Origin of the sequence: Phenylobacterium sp. Root700 (genome assembly GCF_001429025.1) — a bacterium.
GTDB lineage: Bacteria > Pseudomonadota > Alphaproteobacteria > Caulobacterales > Caulobacteraceae > Phenylobacterium.
In genome coordinates this window covers 1-22,951 of record NZ_LMHT01000007.1, presented here as the reverse complement: position 1 = coordinate 22,951, position 22,951 = coordinate 1, and the positions used below count along the sequence as shown (strand labels likewise).

The 22,951-nt window shown below is 65.6% G+C and carries 27 protein-coding genes; 15 read left to right on the top strand and 12 right to left on the bottom strand.

Annotated features, from left to right (window positions below):
* The first annotated feature begins 6 nt into the window (after positions 1-6).
* A complete protein-coding gene (locus ASE02_RS02370) occupies positions 7-642 on the top strand; it encodes a TetR/AcrR family transcriptional regulator C-terminal domain-containing protein (protein WP_056730791.1) in 636 nt (211 codons plus the stop codon).
* Complete coding sequence (locus tag ASE02_RS02365; protein ID WP_056730788.1) at positions 642-1,589, top strand: fatty acid desaturase family protein; 948 nt, start codon at positions 642-644, stop codon at positions 1,587-1,589. The genes ASE02_RS02370 and ASE02_RS02365 overlap by 1 nt, the downstream gene beginning before the upstream one ends.
* Here ASE02_RS02365 and ASE02_RS02360 read toward each other — a convergent pair.
* The gene (locus ASE02_RS02360) at positions 1,566-1,985 is read right to left on the bottom strand and encodes a hypothetical protein (protein WP_056730786.1); all 420 of its coding nucleotides are present in this window, start codon (positions 1,983-1,985) and stop codon (positions 1,566-1,568) included. The genes ASE02_RS02365 and ASE02_RS02360 overlap by 24 nt on opposite strands.
* 197 nt (positions 1,986-2,182) lie before the next feature.
* Between ASE02_RS02360 and ASE02_RS02355 the strand changes: the two genes are divergently transcribed.
* Positions 2,183-2,977, top strand: coding sequence for a TSUP family transporter (locus tag ASE02_RS02355; RefSeq protein WP_056730785.1), 795 nt, complete (start codon positions 2,183-2,185; stop codon positions 2,975-2,977).
* Between the two features lie 9 nt (positions 2,978-2,986).
* Here ASE02_RS02355 and ASE02_RS02350 read toward each other — a convergent pair whose 3' ends face one another.
* The gene (locus ASE02_RS02350; RefSeq protein ID WP_082601840.1) at positions 2,987-3,577 is read right to left on the bottom strand and encodes an HdeD family acid-resistance protein; all 591 of its coding nucleotides are present in this window, start codon (positions 3,575-3,577) and stop codon (positions 2,987-2,989) included.
* Between the two features lie 105 nt (positions 3,578-3,682).
* Here ASE02_RS02350 and ASE02_RS02345 point away from each other — a divergent pair, with 105 nt between their 5' ends.
* The 3 genes from ASE02_RS02345 (at position 3,683) to ASE02_RS02335 (ending at position 5,326) form a co-directional block, all read left to right on the top strand.
* The gene (locus ASE02_RS02345; protein WP_056731241.1) at positions 3,683-4,345 is read left to right on the top strand and encodes a methyltransferase; all 663 of its coding nucleotides are present in this window, start codon (positions 3,683-3,685) and stop codon (positions 4,343-4,345) included.
* A 44-nt stretch (positions 4,346-4,389) separates the two neighbouring features.
* Complete coding sequence (locus ASE02_RS02340) at positions 4,390-4,728, top strand: VOC family protein (protein WP_056730782.1); 339 nt, start codon at positions 4,390-4,392, stop codon at positions 4,726-4,728.
* A 70-nt stretch (positions 4,729-4,798) separates the two neighbouring features.
* Positions 4,799-5,326, top strand: coding sequence for a hypothetical protein (locus tag ASE02_RS02335; RefSeq protein WP_056730780.1), 528 nt, complete (start codon positions 4,799-4,801; stop codon positions 5,324-5,326).
* Here ASE02_RS02335 and ASE02_RS02330 read toward each other — a convergent pair.
* Complete coding sequence (locus ASE02_RS02330) at positions 5,323-5,613, bottom strand: hypothetical protein (RefSeq protein WP_056730778.1); 291 nt, start codon at positions 5,611-5,613, stop codon at positions 5,323-5,325. The two genes, ASE02_RS02335 and ASE02_RS02330, sit on opposite strands and share 4 nt — an antisense overlap.
* A gap of 113 nt (positions 5,614-5,726) precedes the next feature.
* On the opposite strand from ASE02_RS02330, the gene ggt reads away from it, so the two are divergent.
* From ggt to ASE02_RS02315, 3 genes are all read left to right on the top strand, one after another.
* Positions 5,727-7,490, top strand: a complete 1,764-nt coding sequence (gene ggt / locus ASE02_RS02325; RefSeq protein ID WP_056730776.1) for a gamma-glutamyltransferase — start codon at positions 5,727-5,729, stop codon at positions 7,488-7,490.
* A 67-nt stretch (positions 7,491-7,557) separates the two neighbouring features.
* Entirely contained in the window at positions 7,558-7,914 is a 357-nt protein-coding gene (locus ASE02_RS02320; protein ID WP_056730774.1) for an MmcQ/YjbR family DNA-binding protein, read from the top strand.
* A gap of 190 nt (positions 7,915-8,104) precedes the next feature.
* The gene (locus ASE02_RS02315) at positions 8,105-8,290 is read left to right on the top strand and encodes a hypothetical protein (protein ID WP_056730772.1); all 186 of its coding nucleotides are present in this window, start codon (positions 8,105-8,107) and stop codon (positions 8,288-8,290) included.
* Between the two features lie 100 nt (positions 8,291-8,390).
* Here ASE02_RS02315 and ASE02_RS02310 read toward each other — a convergent pair whose 3' ends face one another.
* Positions 8,391-8,690: a UrcA family protein gene (locus tag ASE02_RS02310; RefSeq protein WP_056730770.1), complete on the bottom strand. Its 300-nt coding sequence runs from the start codon at positions 8,688-8,690 to the stop codon at positions 8,391-8,393.
* 121 nt (positions 8,691-8,811) lie between these two features.
* Complete coding sequence (locus ASE02_RS02305) at positions 8,812-9,033, bottom strand: hypothetical protein (RefSeq protein ID WP_056730768.1); 222 nt, start codon at positions 9,031-9,033, stop codon at positions 8,812-8,814.
* Positions 9,034-9,114: 81 nt separating this feature from the next.
* Between ASE02_RS02305 and ASE02_RS02300 the strand changes: the two genes are divergently transcribed.
* The 3 genes from ASE02_RS02300 (at position 9,115) to ASE02_RS02290 (ending at position 13,430) form a co-directional block, all read left to right on the top strand.
* Entirely contained in the window at positions 9,115-10,641 is a 1,527-nt protein-coding gene (locus ASE02_RS02300; protein ID WP_056730766.1) for a UbiD family decarboxylase, read from the top strand.
* 116 nt (positions 10,642-10,757) lie between these two features.
* Positions 10,758-12,131, top strand: coding sequence for an IS1182 family transposase (locus ASE02_RS02295; protein ID WP_056731239.1), 1,374 nt, complete (start codon positions 10,758-10,760; stop codon positions 12,129-12,131).
* A gap of 201 nt (positions 12,132-12,332) precedes the next feature.
* Complete coding sequence (locus tag ASE02_RS02290; protein ID WP_056730764.1) at positions 12,333-13,430, top strand: GIY-YIG nuclease family protein; 1,098 nt, start codon at positions 12,333-12,335, stop codon at positions 13,428-13,430.
* A gap of 139 nt (positions 13,431-13,569) precedes the next feature.
* On the opposite strand, the gene ASE02_RS02285 is transcribed toward ASE02_RS02290, so the two are convergent.
* From ASE02_RS02285 to ASE02_RS02265, 5 genes are all read right to left on the bottom strand, one after another.
* Complete coding sequence (locus ASE02_RS02285) at positions 13,570-14,067, bottom strand: RNA polymerase sigma factor (RefSeq protein WP_056730762.1); 498 nt, start codon at positions 14,065-14,067, stop codon at positions 13,570-13,572.
* Positions 14,068-14,607: 540 nt separating this feature from the next.
* Entirely contained in the window at positions 14,608-15,126 is a 519-nt protein-coding gene (locus ASE02_RS02280; protein ID WP_056730759.1) for an RES family NAD+ phosphorylase, read from the bottom strand.
* Positions 15,123-15,458: an antitoxin Xre/MbcA/ParS toxin-binding domain-containing protein gene (locus tag ASE02_RS21920; protein WP_200957594.1), complete on the bottom strand. Its 336-nt coding sequence runs from the start codon at positions 15,456-15,458 to the stop codon at positions 15,123-15,125. The genes ASE02_RS02280 and ASE02_RS21920 overlap by 4 nt, the downstream gene beginning before the upstream one ends.
* Before the next feature lie 502 nt (positions 15,459-15,960).
* Positions 15,961-17,052 (bottom strand): hypothetical protein, encoded by a 1,092-nt coding sequence (locus tag ASE02_RS02270; RefSeq protein WP_056730758.1) that lies wholly within the window; start codon positions 17,050-17,052, stop codon positions 15,961-15,963.
* Positions 17,053-17,331: 279 nt separating this feature from the next.
* Complete coding sequence (locus ASE02_RS02265; RefSeq protein WP_156405885.1) at positions 17,332-18,030, bottom strand: toll/interleukin-1 receptor domain-containing protein; 699 nt, start codon at positions 18,028-18,030, stop codon at positions 17,332-17,334.
* Positions 18,031-18,179: 149 nt separating this feature from the next.
* On the opposite strand from ASE02_RS02265, the gene ASE02_RS02260 reads away from it, so the two are divergent.
* Complete coding sequence (locus ASE02_RS02260) at positions 18,180-18,671, top strand: HNH endonuclease (protein ID WP_235536597.1); 492 nt, start codon at positions 18,180-18,182, stop codon at positions 18,669-18,671.
* 13 nt (positions 18,672-18,684) lie between these two features.
* Positions 18,685-20,313, top strand: coding sequence for a DNA cytosine methyltransferase (locus ASE02_RS02255; protein WP_056730751.1), 1,629 nt, complete (start codon positions 18,685-18,687; stop codon positions 20,311-20,313).
* Positions 20,314-20,322: 9 nt separating this feature from the next.
* Here the strand turns inward: ASE02_RS02255 and ASE02_RS02250 are convergent, their stop codons facing one another.
* On the bottom strand, positions 20,323-21,057 hold the full coding sequence (locus ASE02_RS02250) for a BglII/BstYI family type II restriction endonuclease (RefSeq protein ID WP_056730749.1): 735 nt from the start codon (positions 21,055-21,057) through the stop codon (positions 20,323-20,325).
* Positions 21,058-21,149: 92 nt separating this feature from the next.
* On the opposite strand from ASE02_RS02250, the gene ASE02_RS02245 reads away from it, so the two are divergent.
* Positions 21,150-21,965, top strand: coding sequence for a BglII/BstYI family type II restriction endonuclease (locus ASE02_RS02245; RefSeq protein WP_056730748.1), 816 nt, complete (start codon positions 21,150-21,152; stop codon positions 21,963-21,965).
* A gap of 508 nt (positions 21,966-22,473) precedes the next feature.
* On the opposite strand, the gene ASE02_RS02240 is transcribed toward ASE02_RS02245, so the two are convergent.
* A partial coding sequence (locus tag ASE02_RS02240; protein ID WP_235536579.1) for an IS630 family transposase occupies positions 22,474-22,951 on the bottom strand: 478 nt, incomplete at its 5' end.

Here is a 22,951-nt window from a genome sequence, read left to right as displayed (position 1 = left end):
TAGGGCATGTCCAACGTCCGACCCTTGGCCGAACTGCGCGCCGTGCGGGAGCCCGGCAAGCGGATGCGCTCGCGGCTGCTCGACGCGGCGGTGGAGATGTTCAAGGCGCAGGGCCTGGCCGGCGTGGCGGTGGCCGACATCGCCGCCGCCGCCGGGGCGTTCCCCAGCCAGATCACCTATTATTTCCGCACCAAGGAGGCCTTGTTCGTCGAGGCCGCCTGCCGCGAGGTGCTCTATGTCGCCCGCCAGGCCGAGACCTCGGCCGCCCCGGCGCTGACCGGCGCGGACTACAATCGCCGCCTGGTCGAGACCGTGATCGGCTCGCCGGGCCTGGCCCTGTTCGTCGAGGCGCTGTCCCTCACTCGCCGCCGCCAGGACCTGGCGCCGCTGATCGAGCGCACCTTCGACCGGCTCCATTCGCAGGGCGACCGCGCCTATGCCGAGACCAAGGCCCAGCACGGCTGGTCCGGCGGCGATGACCCGGCAACCACCGCCCGGCGGTTCTGGACCCTGGCGCTGGGCGTCGCCCTGCGCGACGGCGCCACCGGCGCGACCGGCCAGGAAGCCATCGACGAAATGCTCGCCCTCCTGCGGCACAGCGGCGCCAGCCCCCGCGCCGCGCACTCTCACGGGGCAACCTGATGGCCGCCGCCGCCCGCCTGGATCCGAAGCAGTTCTTCACGCCGGAAGAATGGGCCCCGCTGTCGGCGCGCTCGTCCTGGAAGGGCGCGGCGATGATCGCCCACGCCTGGGCGCTGATCATCGCGGCCGGCGCCATGGTGGTGGTCTGGCCGCTGACCCTGCCGCTCGCGGTGATGATCATCGGCACGCGTCAGCTTGGCCTGGCCATCCTGATGCACGACGCCGCCCACGGCGCCCTGCACAAGAACCTGAAGGTCAACGACTGGATGGGCGAGTGGCTGACCGGCGGCGGGCTGCATCGCTACCGCCCCTATCACCTGACCCACCACCGGTTCGCCCAGCAGTCGGAAGACCCGGACCTCGGCCTCTCGGCGCCGTTCCCGATCACGCCGCTGTCGCTGCGCCGCAAGATCGCCCGCGACCTGACCGGCCAGACCTTCTTCAAGCAACGCTTCGGCGATTTCGTCGCGCGCCTGAAGATGCGCAAGCCCGGCGAGCCCCTGCTGCCGATCATCGCCGAGGAGGTCCGTCGCAAGCGCCGCTGGCTGGCCTTTGGCGCCGTCGTCACCGCGGCCGGCGCGCCGTTCGGCCTGTGGTGGATCTGGCCGGTGCTGTGGGTCCTGCCCCAGGCCACCTGGTATCCGCTGGTCACCCGCCTGCGGAACATCGCCGAGCACGCCTGCATCGACAAGAACGAGCCCGACCCGATGCGCCAGGCCCGCACCACCCGCGCCGGCCTGCTCGCCCGGCTGCTCATCGCGCCCTACTATGTGAACTACCACTGTGAGCATCACATGTTCATGCACCTGCCCTGCTACAGCCTGCCCAGGGCGCACCGCATCCTGGTCCGCAAAGGCGTGAGCCAGGCCATGCTGACCGAGCCGGGCGGCTATCTGGCGGTGCTGCGCAGAGCCTCGTCGAAGCTACAGGTCGTCGCCGTCGCCTAGCTCCAGGGCGGGCGCCCAGGGACGCCGGGGCTTACGCCCGGCGATCGCCAGGCTCGCGCGGCTGGCGGGCTTCACGTCGATCACGTGCCGAGCTTCGAACGGGATCTCGGACCCGCTCCACAGTTCGTGGTTCTTCTCGATGCAGGTCGGATCGTTGTCGAGCACGCCCAGATAGCCGCCGGGAAAACGGCGCCTGACCACCACCCACATCCGCTCGCATTCCGGCGCCTCGCCGTCCTCCACCGTGATCAGGAACAGGAGTTGCGCAAGGCCGCCGCGGCTCAGCTTGGTGCGCAGCTTCTTGGACGGAATGACGAAGGTGTCCGGCGCGCGCGCCTGTCGCTGCTCGGCGTCATCGAGACACCATCCGTCCAGTTCCAAGCTCGGTTCGCGCATGGCGGCAAGGTGCACGGCTGGCGGGGGGATGCAATCGCCATCCCGGTGGACAGCGGCGCCCGCCCCCTTTCGCCGTCGCCGCACATGGCCTATCACCCGTCAACGCCCAGCGTGAGCCGACAGAGAGCTTCGCGGGCCAGCCACCATCCTCAAACACGCTCGGCCGCATGTCTCCCGTAGCGACAGCGCGGGAAGCCATGAGCTTCGATCCTGAACTCCTTCTGACCCTGTTCGCCGTGGCCGCCGTGGCCGGCGCCTTCGACGCCATCGCCGGCGGCGGCGGGCTGCTGACCGTCCCGGCCCTGCTGCTGGCGGGCTTGGACCCCGTCGCGGCCCTGGCCACCAACAAACTGCAAGGCGCGATCAGCTCGATCTCCTCGACCAGCGCCTTCGCCCGGCGCGGCCTGATCGACTGGCGCACGGCCATGCCGGTGGCCATCGCCGCCGCCGTCGCGGGCCTGGCGGGCGCGCTCTGCGCCAGCCTGCTGTCGCCGCGCATCCTGGCGGCGCTGGTGCCGCTCATGCTGATCGTCATCGCGCTCTATTTCGGGTTCTCGCGCGGGCTCAAGGCCCACGATGCGCCGGCCCGGCTGCCGCTGATCGCCTTCGCGGTCGGGGTCGCGCCGGTGATCGGCTTCTATGACGGGATCTTCGGGCCGGGCGCGGGGGCCTTCTACATGGTCGCCTTCGTCACCCTGCTGGGCTACGGGGCGCTACGGGCCACCGCCCACACCAAGCTCGCCAACGCCGCCAGCAATCTGGGGGCGCTGTCGCTGTTCGTCGTCAAGGGCGCCGTCGTCTGGCCGCTGGGACTGGCGATGGCGGGCGGCGCGTTCATCGGCGCCCAGGTCGGATCGCGGCTGGCCATGCGGTTCGGAGCCAAGCTGATCCGGCCGCTGCTGGTGGTGATGTCCTGCCTGATGGCGGTGAAGCTGCTCTCCGACGCCCACAACCCGCTGAGGGAAACCCTATCGGCGCTGCTCGGCCGATAGGGCCGCCCCTCAAGCCGCGACCATAGCCTTGCGGCGGGTCGAGCGGAGCTGAAAGCCCAGGCACAGCAGCACCACGCCGAACACCAGGCCATAGATCCCCAGCCACCAGGTGAGCACCACCGCCCCGGCCAGCGGCGCCACCAGCAGCGCGGCGCCGAACAGCAGGGAGATGACCGCCGACAGCGCCAACCATCCTCGCGCCTCGACCGGCCCGCGCCGCATCGCCGTCACCAGCTTCACGCCGCCGGCGAACAGCGCCCAGACCGCGACGATGGCCACGAAGGTGATCATGCCGAGCCCCGGGATCAGGAAGATCGCCAGGCTGGCGGCGATGTTCAGCACGCCCTCCAACGCCAGCAGCCCCCAGCTGTGACGCTCGCGGGCCGCCTTGACCGCGCTGGCGATCGCCAGGAAACCGTCGGCCATCAGGTAGATCGAGAACACCACCACCAGCGAGAGCGCCGTGGCCACCGGCGCCAGGATCGCCAGCACGCCGAACAGCACCCCGGCCACGCCGCGCGCCACGATCGCCGGCCATGAAACGCCCTCGAACAACGCGGCCACCGCGTCGTTGGCGACGTACAATCTGTGGTCGGTCATGATCTCATTGTCCCGTTTAGAGGGAAAATACGCTCGGGCCTGAGGCGGTTCCAAACCGCGGCTGAAAAATCCGCCGCCTCGCGGCCTTCATGCTAGGTGGGGCGCGTGATCACTCAGTCCCTGGAAGGCCGCCGCGCCTTCATCCTTGAAAACACCCGGCTCCAGCCGCCGCCGCACACGCCGGAGCTCACCCTGCACCTGGCCGACGAGGTCACGCCGATCTGGCGGCTGACCGAAGAGGCCCTGGCCGAGATCGGCCTGCCGCCGCCATTCTGGGCCTTCGCCTGGGCGGGCGGCCAGGCCCTGGCGCGCTACATCCTCGACCATCCGCAGGAGGTGGCCGGCAAGCGGGTGATCGATTTCGCGTCCGGCTCGGGCATCGTCGGCATTGCGGCGATCAAGGCCGGGGCCGGGCATGTGCTGGCCACCGACATCGACCCGTTCTGTGGGGCGGCCCTGTCGCTGAACGCCGAGGTCAACGGCGCGCGCATCGACTTCACCGACCAGGACCTGCTGGACGCGCCGCCGCCCGACGCCGACGTGATCCTGGCCGGCGACATCTGCTACGAGCAGCCGCTGGCCGCCAAGGTCATGGACTGGCTGGCCGCCGCCCATGTGCGCGGAACCCGCGTGCTGATCGGCGATCCGGGACGCAGCTACTTCCCGCGCGTGGGCCTCGAAAAGCTGGCCGAGTACGAGGTCCAGACCACGCGCGAACTGGAGGACCGGGAGGTCAAGAAGACCGCCGTCTGGACACTCCCGACCTGAGCGAATAGTTTAGAACAAATACGGAACATATAGCGGAGGCCGCAATGCGCGAAGACGGCAAGATCGACTATGTGGAGCTGCCCGGCGGCGATCTGGCCCCCACCAAGGCCTTCTATGCGGCGGCCTTCGGCTGGACCTTCACCGACTATGGCCCGAGCTACGCGGCGTTCGAACAGGGCGTGGACGGCGGGTTCGACTCTGACGCCGCAGCCACGCAAACGCCGCTGGTCGTGCTCTACGCCCACGACCTGGAAGCCATGGCGGCCAAGGTCGAGGCGGCCGGCGCGGTGATCGTGAAACCAATCTACAGCTTCCCCGGCGGGCGGCGCTTCCATTTCCGCGATCCGTCCGGCAACGAACTGGCGGTCTGGTCCGAGGGCTAAGGTCCGTCGCCGAACCGTCACGCGTCGTCGCTATCGTCCGAAGCCGGACGAACCCCTAAGGACGCGGGTCATGGGCAAGAGCTGCGGCGAGTGCGGCATGTGCTGCAAGCTGCTGGCCATCCAGGCGCTGGACAAGCCCGGCGGCGAGTGGTGCGGCCACTTCAAGCGCGCCGCCGGCTGCCAGGTCTATGCCGACCGGCCGCCGGCCTGTCGCGGCTTCCTCTGCCTGTGGCTGGAAACCGAGAAGCTGGACGAGGCCTGGCGGCCCGACCGCGCCAAGTTCCTGATGTACACTGAGAAGGACGGCCGGCGGCTCAACGTCGTCGTCGATCCAGCCCAGCCCGGCGCCTGGAAGCGCGAGCCGTATTATCGCCGCCTCAAGATGATGTCGCAGCGCGCCTTGGACGGCTACGAGCTGGTGGTCTGCATCGGCGAGCGGCGCGTCGTGGTGTTCCCCCACGAGGACGTGGACCTCGGCCTGGTCGACGCCCAGCACAAACTGGTCAGCGGTTACGCCGAGCAGAACGGCCAGATGATCCCCTACGCGATGGTCCTGAGCGATATCCCGCAGGACGCCGCCTTGGGAGGGCAAGCCTAGTCGGAGGGCGACAGGATCGAGGGATCGCAGGCGGCGGCGAGGCTGATCCTCGCGCGGTCGGAGGCGAGCGCCAGCAGCCCCGATCCGACCTTCTCGGACGGCAAGGTCATGGCGTAACAGGCCTCGAACGGCCCGGCCATCCGGCCGAGCAGCACGATCAGGTCGTGCTCGGCCATCCAGGTCTCGGCCGCGACTTCGTCGGCGGAGGTCCGGTAGCCAGGCATCCTGCCCAAGGCGAGACAAGCCAGCAGGCCCACGGAGGCCGCGATGGCGTCGATTGTGCGCATATCTATCCCCTGCCCCCATCATAGCGGAGGCGTCTGGGGGGATGCAAACCTGCGGCGCGCCGGCGAAAGATGTCCCTATAGTGCGCCATCGAGCATCTGCTTTCGGAGCCGCCATGCGCCGCCGCACCTTCCTCGCCGCCCTCCCCGCCGCCGCGGTGGCCAGCAAGGTCCTGGCCCAGAGCCGCGCTGAAAACCCCAATCGCAACCGACCGGACGTGCATGGCGGCGACCGGGTCGACGGCGCCACCTTCGCCTCGCGCAGCGCCGCCTGGGGAACCAACGGCGCGGCCGCCACCGCCCATCCGCTGGCCAGTCTGGCGGCGCTCGACATGCTGCGGCTGGGCGGAACCGCGGTCGACGCCGCCATCGCCGCCAACGCCGTGCTGGGCCTGGTCGAGCCGATCGCCTGCGGGATCGGCGGCGACTGCTTCGTGATGCTGTCGGACCCAAAGACCGGGAAGGTCGAGGGGCTGAACGGGTCGGGCCGCAGTCCACGCGCCCTCGGCCTCGACACCGTCCGCGGCCGCGCCAAGAACGGCCTGATCCCCTCCTATGGCGCGATCTCGGTCAGCGTGCCCGGCGCCGTCGACGCCTGGTGGACCCTGCACCAGCGCTACGGGAAGCTGCCGTGGAAGGACCTGTTCGCTCCGGCTGTCGCCCATGCGGAGATGGGCGCGCCGGTCAGCCAGAACGTCGCCTACTATCTCGGCCGCTCGCTGGTGAACTTCACCAAGCCGGGCTCGGGCATCGAGGAGGTCGAGAACTTCAAGACCGTCTGGGCCGCCGGCGGCGCCACGCCGCGCGAGGGCGAGGTGTTCAAGAACCCGGCGCTCGGCCGCACCTACCGGCTGATCGCCCAGCATGGCCGCGAGGGCTTCTATGGCGGCGAGGTCGCGCAGACTATCGAGACCTATTTCAAGCGCATCGGCGGCTGGATGACCAAGGCCGACCTGGCCGACCACCACGCCCGCTGGGACCCGCCGCACAGGGTCAACTATCGCGGCGTCGACGTCTGGGGCCTGTCGCCTAACAGCCAGGGCCTGGCCACCCTGCAGATGCTGAACATCATGGAGACCTTCGACTTCAAGGCCATGGGGTTCCAGTCGGCGGCGGCGATCCACCATGGCGTCGAGGCCAAGCGCCTGGCCTTCGAGGATCGCGCCAAGTTCTACGCCGACCCCGACTTCCACAAGACCCCGACCGAATGGCTGCTGTCGAAGGACTACGCTCGCCAGCGCGCCAAGCTGATCTCGCCTGGCAAGATCCTTACGCCCGTGCATCCGGGCCAGGCGCCCAGCCAGGGCGACACCACCTATTTCACCACCGCCGACGCCAGCGGGATGATGGTGTCGATCATCCAGTCGAACTATCGCGGCATGGGCTCGGGCCTCTCGCCCGACGGGCTGGGCTTCATGTTCCAGAACCGCGGCGAGCTGTTCGCCCTGACCGACGGCCACGCCAACATCTATGCGCCGGGCAAGCGGCCGTTCCAGACCATCATCCCCGGCTTCGCCACCAAGGGCGCGCAGCCCTGGCTGTCGTTCGGGGTGATGGGCGGCGACATGCAGCCCCAGGGCCAGGCGCAGATCATCTCCAACATGGTCGACTACGGCCTGAGCGTTCAGGAGGCCGGGGACAGCCCCCGCTGGCATCACGGCGGATCGAGCGAGCCGACCGGCGAGGCGCAACACGGGATCGGGGTGCTCAACCTGGAGACCGGCGTGCCCGAGGCCACCCGCGCGGCCCTGGCCCAGATCGGCTGGAAGATGGCGGCCGATCCCGGCGGCTATGGCGGCTACCAGGCCATCGAGCGTTGGCCCGGCCGCTACGCCGCCGCCACCGAGATGCGCAAGGACGGCGTGGCCCTGGCCTACTGATAGTGATCCTGATTGACGCCTGCGCTGACGGTGGGAAGCTGGCCTCGCCAACCCAGAGGGAGCCGTCATGACCCCGGAGGAAATGCGCGAGATCGCGCTGGCCTTTCCAGGCGCTGAGGAGGGCGTTTCCTACGGCCAGCCGTCGTTCAAGGTGAACAACAAGTTCTTCACCCGGCTGCGGCGCGAGGACCAGAGCGTGGTCCTGCTGGAGGTCAGCCACGACGAGCGCGAGATGCTGATGGAGGCCGAGCCGGCGACCTTCCACACCACCGCGCACTACAAGGACTATCCCAGCGTGCTGGCCCGCATCGCCACCCTGCACCCCGGCTCGCTGCAGAATTTCCTCGACCGCCGCTGGCGCAAGATCGCGCCGAAGAGCGCGGTGAAGGCGTTCGACGCCGCCAACCCGAAACCGACCGGCTGAGACTTTGGAGATGATCGGGGTTCCCTGGCCCGCCTTCCCCCGCTAGAGCGCGGGCATGCCGCAGCTTCCTGGACCGCAGGAGGCGGGAGGTCGCCCCCTTGGGGACGGTCAAGGCCTACGACGCCCCAGGGTCGACGGACCCAATCAAGCCGACAGGGGTTTTTCCCCTTGCTGCGGACAGGAGATCGAGATGGCCGAACCCAAGAACCTCGAACGTTTCGAGTTCGAAGAAACCGAAGAAGGTTACCTGCTGACCGTGGGCGCCGAAGGCGACGAGAGCCTGAAACTGGCCGTCACGCCCGACCAGATGGACGCCATCATCGACGCCCTGAACGAAGTCCTGGGCGGCGACGATGACTTCGAAGACGAAGACTAGGCGTTAGAGCGCTATTGGCTCCTAGCGGATCCGCGCTCTAAGTCTTTGCCTGGTCGCGCTTTCTGGCGCCGAACCGGTATCCACTTCGCCGGAAAGCGCTCTAGCGCCCGGCCAACTTGGCCTCTGCGGAGATCCTCGCCTCGGCGAGGGTCTCCCGATAGCAGTCGGAACCGGCGACCACCCGTTTCACGTCGCGGGCGCTGAAGCGTTGCGCGCCGCAGGCCGCCAGCGAGGCGGTTTGCAGACGTTTTTCCAGACGCCTCGCATCGGCCGGCTGGGCGATATCGAGATCACCGAGCCTAACGACGGCGTAGTCATAGCCGACGGGCCCCACGGGCGCGGCCGCGAATGCAGAACTGCTGATGACTGCAAAAGCGGCAGACAGTGCTAATATTTTCATCTTGGCGCTTCCCTACTGCTGAATATTGCCGCAGCAGCGAGACTCTACGGCCTCATCTTACCGTGACCCTTGACAGATAGGGCAGGAACCGGCCGCGCGCCACCTCGAAACCTTGCAGGCCTTAGAAGTCGTCTTCCATGGCCGCGCGGAAGTGCTCGAAGATCTCGGCGGCCTTCTCATCGCTCGGCTCCTCATCGGCGACCTCGGGCTTTGGCGGCGCCCCGCCCACCAGCCGCCCGGCCACGCCGCCGTTCTGGACCAGCAAGACTTCCTCGCCCTCCTCCAGCCCGGTGAGCAGCTGAGCCAGCTTGGGCGGCAGGTCGTCGAGATCGATGCGCTTCATGACGCGAGATTTTACAGCCCTCCCACAGGTGACACCAGCCCGGCCCGGCCCTAGACCAAGCCCCTGACCATTGGAGATCGCATGGCCTATCGGTCCTTGAGGGATTTCATCGCCAAGCTCGAAGCGGCGGGCGAACTTGTGCGGGTGACCGAGCCGGTCTCCACCGCGCTTGAAATGACCGAGATTCAGCGCCGGCTGCTGGCCAATGGCGGCCCGGCGGTGCTGTTCGAGAACGTCATCCGCGCCGACGGCCAGCGCTCGGACATGCCCTGCCTGGTCAACCTGTTCGGCACGGTGAAACGGGTGGCCATGGGCGTCACCCTGAACGGCCAGGAGCGCACCACGGCGGCCGAGCTGCGCGAGGTCGGCGAGCTGCTGGCCTTCCTGCGCGCGCCCGAACCGCCGCGCGGCCTGAAGGACGCCTGGGACATGCTGCCGCTCGCCAAGACGGTGATGTCGATGCGGCCGGGCACGGTGAAGAAGGCCCCGGTGCAGGAGATCGTCTGGACCGGCGACGACATCGACCTGAACAAGCTGCCGATCCAGGGCTGCTGGCCGGGCGAGCCCGCGCCGCTGATCACCTGGCCGTTGGTGGTGACCAAGGGCCCGTCGGAGGAGCGCGAGGACGACTACAACCTCGGCATCTACCGCATGCAGGTGATCGGCAAGGACCGCACCATCATGCGCTGGCTGGCCCATCGCGGCGGCGCCCAGCACCATCGCCGCTGGAAGGCGGCTGGCAAGCCCGACGCCCTGCCCGCCGCCGTGGTGATCGGCGCTGATCCCGGCACCATCCTGGCGGCGGTGACGCCGGTCCCCGAGACGCTGTCGGAATACCAGTTCGCCGGGCTGATGCGCGGCGCCAGGGTCGATCTGGTCGCGGCCAAGACCGTGCCGCTGATGGTCCCAGCCGAGGCCGAGATCGTCATCGAAGGCCACGTCATGCTGGACGAGTACGCCGACGAGGGCCCCTACGGCGACCACACCGGCTATTACAATTCGGTCGAGCCGTTCCCGGTCTTCAAGGTCTCCGCGATCACCATGCGGAAGAACCCGATCTACCTGACCACCTTCACCGGCCGCCCGCCGGACGAGCCCAGCGTGCTGGGCGAGGCGCTGAACGAGGTGTTCATTCCCCTGCTGCGCCAGCAGTTCCCGGAGATCACCGACTTCTGGCTGCCGCCCGAGGGCTGCTCCTACCGCATCGCCGTGGTCTCGATGAAGAAGGCCTACCCCGGCCACGCCAAGCGCGTGATGATGGGCGTCTGGAGCTATCTGCGGCAGTTCATGTACACCAAGTGGGTGATCGTCGTGGACGACGACATCAACGCCCGCGACTGGAAAGACGTCATGTGGGCGCTGTCGACCCGCATGGACCCGGCCCGCGACATCACCCTCGTCGAAGGCACCCCCATCGACTACCTCGACTTCGCCTCGCCCGAGAGCGGCCTGGGCTCAAAGATCGGTCTCGACGCCACCAACAAGTGGCCGCCCGAGACCAAGCGCGAATGGGGCGAAAAGCTCGGGATGGACGAGGCCACGGTGAAGGCCGTGACCGAGAAGTGGGCGCGGCTGGGGTTGCCGGGGAGCGGCGAGCCGGTGGGCTAAGCTGCTAGCCCCTCGCTTGCCTGCCGTCGTCGGCTTTGCGCCGATTGTGTTGAAAAAGGCCGGTTGAAGCGATGACCCGGGCCTGATTCACTCTCCTAACGACAGGAGAGATGGCCATGATGGGTGATCGTCGGGTCGACCAGGGGGCGCTGTTCTACGAGTTCTCGCTCGAGCGCCATGTCCCCACCGACCATATGCTGCGGGCGATCGACAGGTTCGTCGACTTGGATGGCGTGCGCGCGCATGTGGCGCCGTTCTACAGCCCGATCGGTCGGCCTTCGATTGATCCGGAGCTGCTGATCCGGATGCTGATTGTCGGCTACTGCTTTGGGATCCGTTCGGAGCGCCGACTGTGCGAGGAGGTGCACCTCAACCTCGCCTATCGCTGGTTCTGCCGCCTCGGCCTCGACGGCGACGTGCCCGATCACTCGACCTTCTCCAAGAACCGCCACGGCCGCTTCCGCGAGTGCGATCTGCTGCGTCACCTGTTCGAGACCGTCGTCGATCGCTGCATGAGCGAGGGCCTGGTCGGCGGCGAGGGCTTCGCCGCCGACGCCAGCCTGATCAAGGCCGAAGCCAACCGCCAGCGATGCGTCCCAGGTGCCGACGGGCTTCCGCCCGAGGCGGCGAGCCGCGCCATCGACGAGTATCTGGCGGTGCTCGATGACGCCGCCTTCGGAGGCGCGACGCCGGTCGTTCCGCAGTTCATCTCACCGGCCGATCCGGCCGCACGATGGACCGGCGCCGACAAGGGGCCAGCCTATTTCGCCTACGCCACCAACTGTCTGATCGACCTCGATCACGCGGTGATCGTCGACGTCGAGGCCACGACGGCGGTGCGCCAAGCCGAGGTCGGCGCGGTCAGGACGATGATCGAGCGGGTGCGCGAGCGCCATGATCTGCGACCGGCCCGGCTCGCGGCCGACACCGCCTACGGCTCGGCCGAGATGCTGGACTGGCTGGTCAACAAGCAGCAGATCGCGCCGCATATCCCGGTCATCGACAAGTCCGGCCGCGATGACGGGACCTTCGCCCGCAGCGACTTCACCTACGACCCCGCCGCCGACACTTATCGCTGCCCGACCGGCAAGACCTTGAAGCGCAACCGACGCGCCTTCCGCACGCCACGCCCCAACGCACCGCCGGACGACACCCATCGCTATCGCGCCAGCAAGGCCGACTGCGACGCCTGCGCTCTGAAGAGCCGCTGCTCGCCAAATACGCCGGCCCGCAAGGTGACCCGCTCGATCTACAAAGCCGCTCGAGACCTCGCCCGCGAGATCGCCAAGACCGACGCCTACGTCACCTCACGGCGAGAGCGGAAGAAGATGGAAATGCTGTTCGCCCACCTCAAACGGATCCTGAAGCTCGACCGCTTGCGGCTCCGCGGTCCCCAAGGTGCCCGAGACGAGTTCCACCTCGCCGCCACCGCCCAGAACCTGCGCAAACTCGCCAAGCTCATCCCGCCGCCATGCCCCGCAACGGCCTGAGGAGGTCCCGCGGCCCCTCGCGTCCACTACCTGTCCCGCCTGAGATCCGACTTCTTCAACACAATCGGCGCTAGGCGGACAAAGCCGCCCTCCCTCCCGCTACGATCCCCGCAGCCTGCAGGAATCGAACACGTGACTCCGGCAATCGCCGCAGCTTAGCTTCGACTCCGCAAAGCGCCGATCCGGCCATGCGGGGGATGGATGACGCTTTCTGCACTCACCGATAGGGATGCCGTGCTGCGTGCTCTGGCAGAGTATGACGAGCTCGGACGCGAGGGCTTTCTGGCGAAGTATGGGTATGGCCCCGCCAAGGCATACTTTCTCGTCCACAACGGAAAGCGCTACGACAGCAAGGCTATCGCAGGCGTCGCCGTCGGCCTTGAGTATCCCGCGAATGGCCCGCTTAAGGCCGCTGACTTCAGCGGTGGCGAGGCCACCGTGCGGGCGAAGCTCGAACAGCTTGGCTTTGAGGTGGAATCCGGCAGCCCGTCGGCGAAAAGGAACCCCGACTGGACGCGCGAAGAGACGATCCTCGCGCTTGAGCTCTACACGCAGCGCCGCCCGCAGCTACCCGGCGAGACCGACCCGGACATCCTCGCTCTGTCTGATCTACTGATGAGCTACGCCGGTCAGCGCGGTGTTGTGGGCACGCCGACATTCCGAAATCCAAATGGCGTTTCGATGAAGGTCGCAAACCTGAGCCGACTTGAGAAAGGAGACAGCCGCAAGGGGCTGGCCCATGGAGCCGGGACGGAGGAGCGGGTTTGGGCGGAGTTCATGCCTGACGTTGCAAGGCTGCAGGCCGCCGCGGAAGCAATTCGCGACGGCATCAATGGGCTCGCGCAACCGCCTATCGGGACCGAGAACCCGCCAGGCGCAGATGCGAGCCCCCGACCTCTCGATGCGGTCTCACGGGGACCAAGGCCATCCTTCGGCGAGGTCGTTCACACCCGGACCGATGGTGAGAATTGCTTGTACGTGATGCGCCTGCACGGGCGGATCAACGATCTTTTTCCGGGCCGGAATCTGCACAAGATGGCGGTGCTCAAGATTGGTCGATCAAATGATGTGAAGCGGCGGGTTGTTGAGATGAACTGCGGCTTTCCACCCGGTCTCGAGTTGGCTTGGCGCCCGGCGCTGACCCAGACCTTTCAATCAGCCGACAGCGCACACGATGCCGAGCAGGCATTGCTGGCCCTGCTTCTGGAGCAAGGCTTCACGATAGGAGGCGAGTTTGCCGTCGTCCCCGAGAGGCAGATTGAAACCATGCTAGCGGCCGCCGTTCGATCGCAATCTTGAGCGGGAAGATGTGGCTGGAAATGCAATGCGGCGCCAGCGGTTCGACCGGCTGCGCTGACGAAGGGCAAGGCTGATGTTCACCGCATAAGGTGCGGAGAATAGAGTCGATATTCACCGCATTGGCCGCGGCTGCGAGCTTCTACTCGCCCTGGAGTTTCCGCCCGCAGTGCCCCAGGGCCTTCGACATCCGCCACTCGACAGTCTTCACCGACAGGCCGAGCCGCACCGCGATCTCCTGATAGGTGAGACCAGAAAACCGACTGAGGACAAAGACGTCTCGATAGGCGAGCGGCATTGTCAGGATAATCTGTTTGAGGAGCAGGTCCTCGGCTTGATGGCTGTGCAGAGAAAGCTCGCGCTCTTCGATGCAATCTAAGCGCAGCGCGAGAGCGCCCCTCCCCGCGCGCCGAGCCCGATCGATAGCTGTATTCCTAGCGACCTTCAGCAGCAGCGCCTTTGGATGGATGACGACGTTCTCATCAGCAAGCCGGCTGATGCGCAGATACGTCTCCTGGACGATGTCATCGGCGTCCTCCGCCGCAAAGCGCTTGCGCACCACCCGTTTCAGCCACCCTGCATAGCGGCGATAGAGCTGCGTCAATTGGTCGTTCGGGCCGTTATTCTTGAGGCGCGGCATAGCACTCCCTCACGTGTCTGGAGGGACGGCGCAGCATTTCGCCATTGGAATCCGGACGCAGGCGATCTCACGATCGCACGTCATTGGCGCCCGAGACTCGGGACGACCACGCCTGCATAGGGGATTCCACGCCCCTACCGACGCTACGGCGCCGGCAGGGAATCTTCCGATAGATACGACCGGAACGCAACCACCGGGTGCGCCGATGCAGAATGGGGTCGGGCGTTGGAATCCTCTGCAGAGAGGCCCGCTTATTCGAAGACCGATCGCTACCGTACGAAGGCAGCAGCCTTCGCACCCCCGGCTCCAGATCGGTCCCTATGTCGCGGCGCCCGAACTGCAAGCTGTAGGATATCAGCGGCGAGGTCGGCAACCGCTGCGCGTTCCCAGAAGCATCATGGCGGTGGGTCAATGGTCAGCCGTAATTGGTGACCCGCGCGATTGGCCCGTCGACGCTCCCCATGACTGAAGTGCAAACAGTCAGAACCTGAAAGCCGCGCGATCAGGAGTCCCCTTCCACGGCACCAGGTCGCAGCGCACCTACGACCAGGAGAGCTGGTTCTTCGGCAGCCGACCTGACGGATCGTGCACGGTCACCTTGTGAGGCAGGGCCGCGCTCCAGGACCAGAGAACAAGATTGCGGTCGTCCGGCGTCGCCCCCGGAGCGAAGCTGGGCACGATGACGCCAGCCCTGCCCTCGCCCATCAGCCGCTCGGCCAACGACCAGGTGGGCGGCGCCTGTCCGGCGTTGGCGATCAGCATCCAGCCGCACGCGAGGTCGCCTTCAGATACCTGGACCTCCGACAGCGTCGCGCCGTCAGTGAGGTCGACGAGATCGGCACAGTCGACCTCGTAGCTGCAGAGGACGAGAGGCTCGATCTTCAGCGCCAGCCCCTGACTCGCCTCCTTGATGGCTGTCATCGGCGAGAGGCCGAGATAGAGTGCGGGCACGCCTCTCGGATTGAAACGCCCACCATGGATGGCTGCGCCGTCCCCGGAGAGCGGCGCGAAGGACCACCTCGGATCGTGGGCGCGGTAGGCCTGCGCCTGCAGCCTCAAGCAAACCCGCCGAGGGCGAGATGATCGAGATAGTCGCGCACCAGCGCCGCCTTGCCGGACTTCACCAGGGCCTCGGCTGTACGCCCGTCCAGCGCGGCGATCGGCTGGGCACGGTACCAAGCCATGGCCTGGCTGCGCCCGCCCGCCCACTCCTCAAGACGGCTGAGGATCTCCAGCATCTCCACGACCCGCGCCCTAGTCTTGGGCGCATCGCGACGGACAGCCTTCTGCAAGGTGTCCTTGGCCAGGCCAGCGGTCTCCGCCAGTTGCCCCTTCGTCATATTGTAGCTGGCGACGACGCCTAGGAAGTCGATGGCGCCTTCTGGGCCCACGAACTCAATGGCCGTGGATCGGTCAGCCCCACCTGCAAAGCCACGCGGCAAGGAGCTAGCCCGCCCCGAAGGGCGTGGTCTCGGCACCGCTGAGCCCGTCGCTTTACCCGGCATGCCGTCCGCCTTTCCGTCCGATATTACGGACAAAATATAGGCACGGATGTGATGGCGCGCAATCACGTTCGTGATCGTTCGCCAACACTGCAGAAAGTTCGATCCGTAGAGAGACGCAGGAATCGAACTGACGAAGTTCAATTCGGACTCCTCTCGGTCATTCCCAGGGGCCGCCTCGGGGCATTGCGCCGCGCGTTGGTCACGATGGCCGAATTGGGCTCTTTGCCACCCTTGGAAGCGTCCGCTTGGGGGCAGGCTGGCATGGCCCGGGGCCCGAAGGGGGGACACAGCTCAATGGCCGGACCTGACTCATCACTGAAATTCGCAACGGCCGCTGCAAGCGCGTGAAGATTGAGTGGGCTCAGATCGCGCGCTCGCGGCGACTCGCTTACGGCGCGATTATAGGGTGCGGAACAAAGATCGACATATGGTGCCGCCACCGGCCCACGCCCTTAACCTCGAAGTCCAATCTCACCGGAAGGCGTTGATCGACAGGCAGGCCAAGGACCTCGACGCCGTGAATGCGCTCCACGCAATTGAACGGCGTGTAAGGCCCGGCTAGTAGGTCTTCGAGCGGGATCGCCGCTAGGCGAATGGCTTCAAGCTTCAGGATTTCACCGAGCCATGGCGAGCCGTCGAAGAGGCGATAGAATTCCCCGAACCGCGACCCGGCGTGCGGGTTGAAAACGCTTTCGCCTTTCTGCAGCGACAGCGAAATAAGCACCTTCTGCGGCAAGGCCTCCAGGCCGCGCACCATCGCAAGGTTCCCATCCGCAACGAAGATGTCGTGCGTGGATGACAGGGCAAGATCGGCGCCGAGCTCCTGCGCACGTTTCCGTGGAAACCGATCTTCGATACGACAAGCGATGATCGCATGCGCGCCTTCGCGACGAAAGACCGGCGCGGCTGACAGAGTGCGTCCATCACCCAGGCCATTCGATAGGACAAAGCGGTGGCTGATGGGCGCGGCGTCGAAGTCGGCGATGAACTGCGCCAGAAGGCCAAAATCGCCGGCGACATAGTGGTTGATCGCGAAGCTCCATTCATCGTCGGCGACCGTCTCGGTGACGCCCAAGCAGACTAGGTCCGGGCCGATGGCGAATAAGGCCGCTTCAGCCGTGGCGTTCGATGATGGTCTGCCGATCGCCGCTTTTCGTCGGTCTTCGTGGTCACGCCTCATCTGATGCAGACGCTCAATCGGGTAGGTCACCTCATCACGATCGATCAGAGTCGCATGGGTGCCGCAAAGCCAGATTCCATTGTCAATGTGGGATCGTTCCGCCTTCGTCATCTCAGTGCGGTATCGCCGTCCGCGCGGTGCCGCCGCTGCAATGTGTGCGGCCACGCCGACGGAAGCGCTGGCGTCCGCAGCTTCATCGCTAGGCCCGACTGTCGCGCATTCGCAGATCGAGCATTGATAGGCGGCTCGCATGGCGAGCGCCGTCTTGGTGGCGGGACTAAAGTCGTCGCGGACGCTCATCTTCGCAGTCTCACTGAACACTTGGCATAAAGTTCACTTAGTCCTTCGGATCGGCGGGAACCCAGTACCCTCGCTTTCGACGCCATTCCCGGTCCCTCTCTAGAGTGACTCTGGGCGGCAGCATCCCGTGCGGACGTGGCCGCCCTTCCACTTCGGCTTCAGTGTACGATGACTGGGTGCCTCGGTCGTCCTGCAGCAAGACATGGCTGACGGTCCGCCTCCTGGCGATGTTTCAAGTCCAGCTTCTGGCGCTAAATAGAACCAGGGCTCTCCGCCATCTCAGCGCTTGAGCGCCTGCACCGACTCGCGCACGCCTTTGGCAACGGCCATCAGTGCCTCATCCTGGTTATCCCAGGCGGTCACCGGCTTGGCGTCGGGTGGTACGGCCTGGAAATTCCCGAATGGCAGGTCCATCCAGAGGCAGGGGCGTAGGATCACCGGGATCACCATCGCTTTCTTGGCCTTGTGACGGTCCAGCGCGGTTGTCAGTTCCTTGGTGTAGCAAAATTCCGAGGCGATGAAGTCGGCCGAGATGAGCAGCAGAACGAGATCGGCCTTGGCCAGCTTCGTCGCGATCTCTTTTTCCCATTCATCGCCCGCCTTAATCTCCTGATCGTTCCACGTGCTGATGATCCCCAATCGCTTTAGCGGGGTCAGGTGCGTGATAAGGTCGGCCTTCAGCTTGGCGTCGGCATGGCTGTAGGAGATGAAGGCGGTAATAGGCTTGACCTTAGGTGCCTTCTCCTGTTCGCCAGCTAGGTCCTTGGCACCGCCCAGCAGTTCGAGCGATCCGCCCGCGCCACCCACGACACCCTTGATCACGCCACCATCGATCAGGCGTCGGCGGGTCCGATCGTAACGATCCTCACCCCAGTCCAGCGTGGCCTTCAGCGCCTTGCTCGAGACCCGCTCGGGTGGGTCGCCCGCCATATAGGTCAGTTCATCCAGGAATATCTGTTCGTCTGTACGTCGCGCCACTTGGTCCCCACCTGCAATTCTTGAGCAGACATTTGCGGGTTGAAGGGATCAATAGTCCAGCCTCAACGCGAATAGGTTTGCGGCCGAGCAGCTTGGTCCCACGGTGCAATGCCCCACCCCCTTCAATGCGGGGAGTCGACCTCGGATTGGTGCCGGTTGCGGAAGTGTCCTCGGCGCCGAGAAGCAGACATTGGTACCTGCGCACGGCGAGCGACCACACCATCGCAGAAGCCGAGGTCAGCGCTCGGTTCGTCCGCGATGTCGAGGTGGTGGCCTGGGCTCTTGAAGCGGCAACTGGGGTTTACGAAGTCTGTGGTGAGCCCGCGCCCTTCACCGATTTGGCTGGGATGCCATTCCCGGAGATCCACCATGTCCGCTGGCTGTCGCATGGTCCGGACACCTGCGACAACGCCGTAGCGGCATGCCCAAATTGCCACCGCGCCCTGCATCTACCGCACGATTGCGACGCCCTGCGCCGGCGGGTTGTGCGAAAGATTCCGCGGCTTGGCGCGTATCCCAAGGTGGCGATCGTCAAGTCCGGGCTCGACCGCGACAAATGCAGCCGAGTGGAACATTTCGTGACCTTGGATCTTGCCATGGCGCCCAAGATCTGTAGAATCGCACTAGTTTTGAGACAGTGACGGGGTCGAGAAAGTGCGCGCGGTCGATCTATACGCTGGGATTGGAGGCTGGAGCCTCGGACTGCGCCTCGCGGGCGTTGAAGTTGTCGCGTCTTATGAGTGGTGGCAGCCCGCCATCGACACCCACAATGGCAACCATGGCGGCGACTTTGGCGCGGTTGATATTCGCAAGCTTGCGCTGAGCGACCTGCCGTCGGGCATTGACTTGGTGGTAGGCAGCCCGCCCTGTACCGAATTCTCCTATTCAAACCGCGGCGGAAGCGGGAATCTCAGCGAGGGGTTGAAGGACCTCGTGAAGTTCCTGGAGGTTGTTGAGCACCTCAAGCCTCGTTACTGGGCGCTAGAAAATGTGCCGCGTGTGGCGGAGGTGCTGCGAAAAGGCTTCGACGATCCGAAGCACGCGCTCTACCGCTTCCGCAAGCTTAAGCCGCAGATCGAGGTCATCGACTTCTCGGACTACGGCGCGCCGCAGTCGCGCCGTCGCTGCATCGCTGGCAATATCCCCTTCGACCTAATCAAGGCCTATCGTATTTCGCTGCCGCGTCGGACTCTGGGCGACGTGGTCCATGCCGTCGCGACCGCGGATGAGGTCGAAGATCCGGTCTGGGGCGTTCGGCTGCCCGTGAGCGCGCTAACCGAGCACCAGGCCGAGGCAGCGCTGAACGCCGAAGAGCTGCGGATGAACCGCGAGGCCAAGACTTACCACCCGGTCTACAACAACATGGCTTTTCCAGACCCGCTGGATGCGCCGGCCCGGACTGTGACGGCGACCTGCACGCGGGTGTCGCGCGAGAGCATCGTCATTGCGGATCAGGCCAGACCGGGCCAGTTCCGCCGGCTGACGGTGCGCGAGCGAGCCTCGCTCCAGGGCTTCCCAATCACCTACCAGTTTTACGCCAAATCCTTCTCGGAGAAGGCGAAGATGGTCGGCAACGCCATTCCACCAACATTTACGTACCTCGTCGCCTGCGCCGCCCAAGGCGTGACGGCCAAGGCGTTCAAGCCTTTCCGGGAAGCTGGTCAGGCTCTGACCCTGCCATCTAAGACGGCGCGCGTAACCGCCCCTGACAGCGAAGGGCGCTCCTACCCGGCGAAGCGCGGCTTCCGCTTCGCCTTGCCAGGACTGCGCTTCAAGAGCGGCATGCGCTTCGATCTCTCCAATGGGGTCGACGAGGATGGCGCGTCCTGGCGCGTTCGCTTCTTCTTTGGGCCGTCCAAGGATATCCGCGAGGTCGATCTCGATGGCTCGGTCATGGCCGACCTACGCCGCGACCTTGCGGGCACCGCCTTTTCGGACTTCCGCGCCAGGCTAGTGAAGGCCGAGGCCGAACTGAGCCGGACCTCGCCGCAGGGCGTGCAAGATCGCTGGACGCACCGGGCGAAGGGGCTTGGCCCCTTCGAGGTCGCCGACTTGCTTGGAGACCTCTCACAAGAGTTGCTGGCTCTGCTTGAGGAGACGATGACGGACCGCGAAGCTGCGGCGCCGTTCGTCCGCCAGGTGGCCTCTTCTGCACCAGGTATCGGACCGGCTCCCGGCCTGCGAAAGGTGGAGCGTTACGCCTTGCCAGTGCTGGCGGGTTTCATCATCGGCGACTGGTTCAACACCCTAGGCTGGCACAGCCGGCACAAGGCAGCGGCCTAAGTCGCGGGCTTATCCGCCCCGATCTTCCTTTTCTTCCGGCGCCAATGGCACGCTCGGCTTTGGGATCGGTCCCGTCGGCGAGGTCGCCGTCACCTCGGCAATTCGGCGGCCTTCAAACACGGCGTTGGCGATCCGATAGGTGTTCTGGCCGGTCAGCTTGACCTTGCCTTCCTTCGTGAGCGGCAGCTTCGACTCTCGGATGTCGATTTCCTTCGTCGTCCGGCTTGGCTCAATCCCCAGCACGAGGATCGGTAGCGTCATAAAGGATTTTGCCGCCGGGAGTTCCTTCTTCACCCGCTCGAAGCTGACGATGTTCTCGCCCATACGTTTGGCCAAAGAACCCGTGGGCACGATGATCAGACCCAGGTCCACCACCCCCTGCGAATACCCGGCCTGAAACTTGAATAGGTCGGCGTAGACGCGGCTGGCGTTACCGAACTGGACCTCGGTCTGTATGGTGATGTTGTTGAACTTCTTTCGGAAATCGGCCGCCAACCCTGAACCTTTGATCAGGGTGGCGCGCGGGTGGAATTCCCAGCCCCGTTCGACAGCGAAAAGCCGGTCGAAATAGGCGTTCATGCACTGCTGATCGACGTCCAGCTCCGCCTTCTTTGATCCCTTACCCGCATGCAGGAAGAGCGGGAGGCTCGAGACGATCTCTTGGATGTCTTTCCAGGCGTCGGCGTTGTTCTTGTGAACAAGAATTTCCTCAGCGTAGCGATAGCTGTAGCGCGTGAGCTTCATCTGCCGCCCCCCTCCTGTTGCAATCCTGACGATTGACCGATTCCGTCTTCGCTCCGACTCGTAGGATGTTGCTCCACTGGGAGGGACGTCCATTGTTCGAGCGACTGCTGGAGCGCGGCTATCAGGTTGAGTTTCGCTCGCATGCGCGGGCGATCCTTGGCGTGGATTTCCCGGGCGCTGCCGAAGAACTGGAAGACGCGCTGATTGGAGCGACGATCCCGATTGAGGAGATCATCGCGGGCGGTGGGGGCGAGGCCAAAGGCACCCAAAGGCTTCGTCGGGCCTTGGCCGGCGCTGGCTGGCGCAAAATGGAGTTCGTGGTCGAGACACGGATCAACGGGGTCGCTCGCGAAAGCCAGTCGCACGAGGTTGATCACGTGCGCGAACTCGACAGCGGCGAACGGATCGCCATGGAAATCGAGTGGAACAACAAAGACCCGTTCTACGACCGCGACCTTGAGAACTTTCAACGTCTGCACGCCAATGGTGCCATCTCGATCGGGGTGATCGTGACCCGCGGAAAGTCGCTGCACGAAAACATGCGAGCCATGGTTGGCCGCTTCCTGGAGGAGCGCCAGGTCCAGACCCTGGAGGACATGCGGCAATGGGGATACGATCCGACCTCGCGTCAGCGGGCGGCGATCCAACAGCGCATGACGCGCGCCAAGAACCCGCAAAGCTTCCGGGAAGCGTTCGTCGACAAGTTCGTCGCCGACAAGTTCGGTGAGGCGACGACCCATTGGCGCAAGCTCGACGACCGCCTGCGGCGGGGCGTCGGCAATCCGTGTCCGCTGGTGTTGATCGGGCTACCCGACAGCATCGTCACCTTCCACGAAGGCAAGGCGGCGCTCGCCGAGGTGGAGGCTGCCGAGGCGGCCATCGACGCGGCCGAGGACGCCGCGGGCTGAGCTGATCAGGCCAGGCCTTGGAAGGCTTTGCCTTCGTCCGCAGCTTGAGGACCCGATGCTTGCTAGGGGCGATGCCGGCGACACGATCGCCGGCTCGCTTCCAGCGGGCGTTGTTGATCAGGGGGGAGACCGCTCCACTTTCAGCGTCTTACAGCCCTTGATTTCATGAATCGCCTCGATGGTGCTGGCGGCCAGCGACGCGGGAATCCGCATCGTTGGGCCACGATGTAGCACGCGGTAGCGCTAACTTCCGCTTCCCCCCCACCCTTTGCCGACGCCGACGCCGACGCCGACGCCGACGCCGCCGAGGTCTGCGGGACCGCTCAGCGCCACAACCGGAACTCGGCACACCTCCAGAAACTCGACCGTCGGGAAGACAGTCCCGAAGGGTCGAGATGCAATTGATCACCCCTCGTTTCAGAACAATTATGAAACCAGGAAACAGCGTCGATCAGATTGCGCCGTTCACAACACCCCGTGCGATTGCGACGTCTAGAGCATTTTCCGATCAGTCTGCATCGTATCCTGCGGCGGCGAAGTAGTTGGCGCATTCGTTGGGTGAGAAGGTGTCGATGATCTGGGCGATGGCTTTCCAGAGGTGGTTTCTGGTGCGGGCTGCGGCCTTGCGCAGCATGGCCTTGAGCTTTGAGAACGCGTTCTCGATCGGGTTGAGGTCTGGGCTGTAGGGAGGCAGGAACAGTAGCCTGGCGTCGACGGCTTCGATGGCGCGGCGTGCGGCGGCGTTCTTGTGGGCGGCCAGATTGTCGAGGATGACGATGTCGCCGGGCCGCAGGGTCGGGACCAACACCTGTTCGACGTAGGCCTGGAACCAGACGCCGGTCATCGGACCGTCCAGGACCATCGGCGCGGTCATGCCGCCCAGCCTCAGGCCGCCGATGAAGGTGGTGGTCTTCCAGTGTCCAGTATCCCTGCGGTGAGGGCCGCCTTCTGCGGTTTGGTTTGATGCTGCACAGCTAACAGCGTGG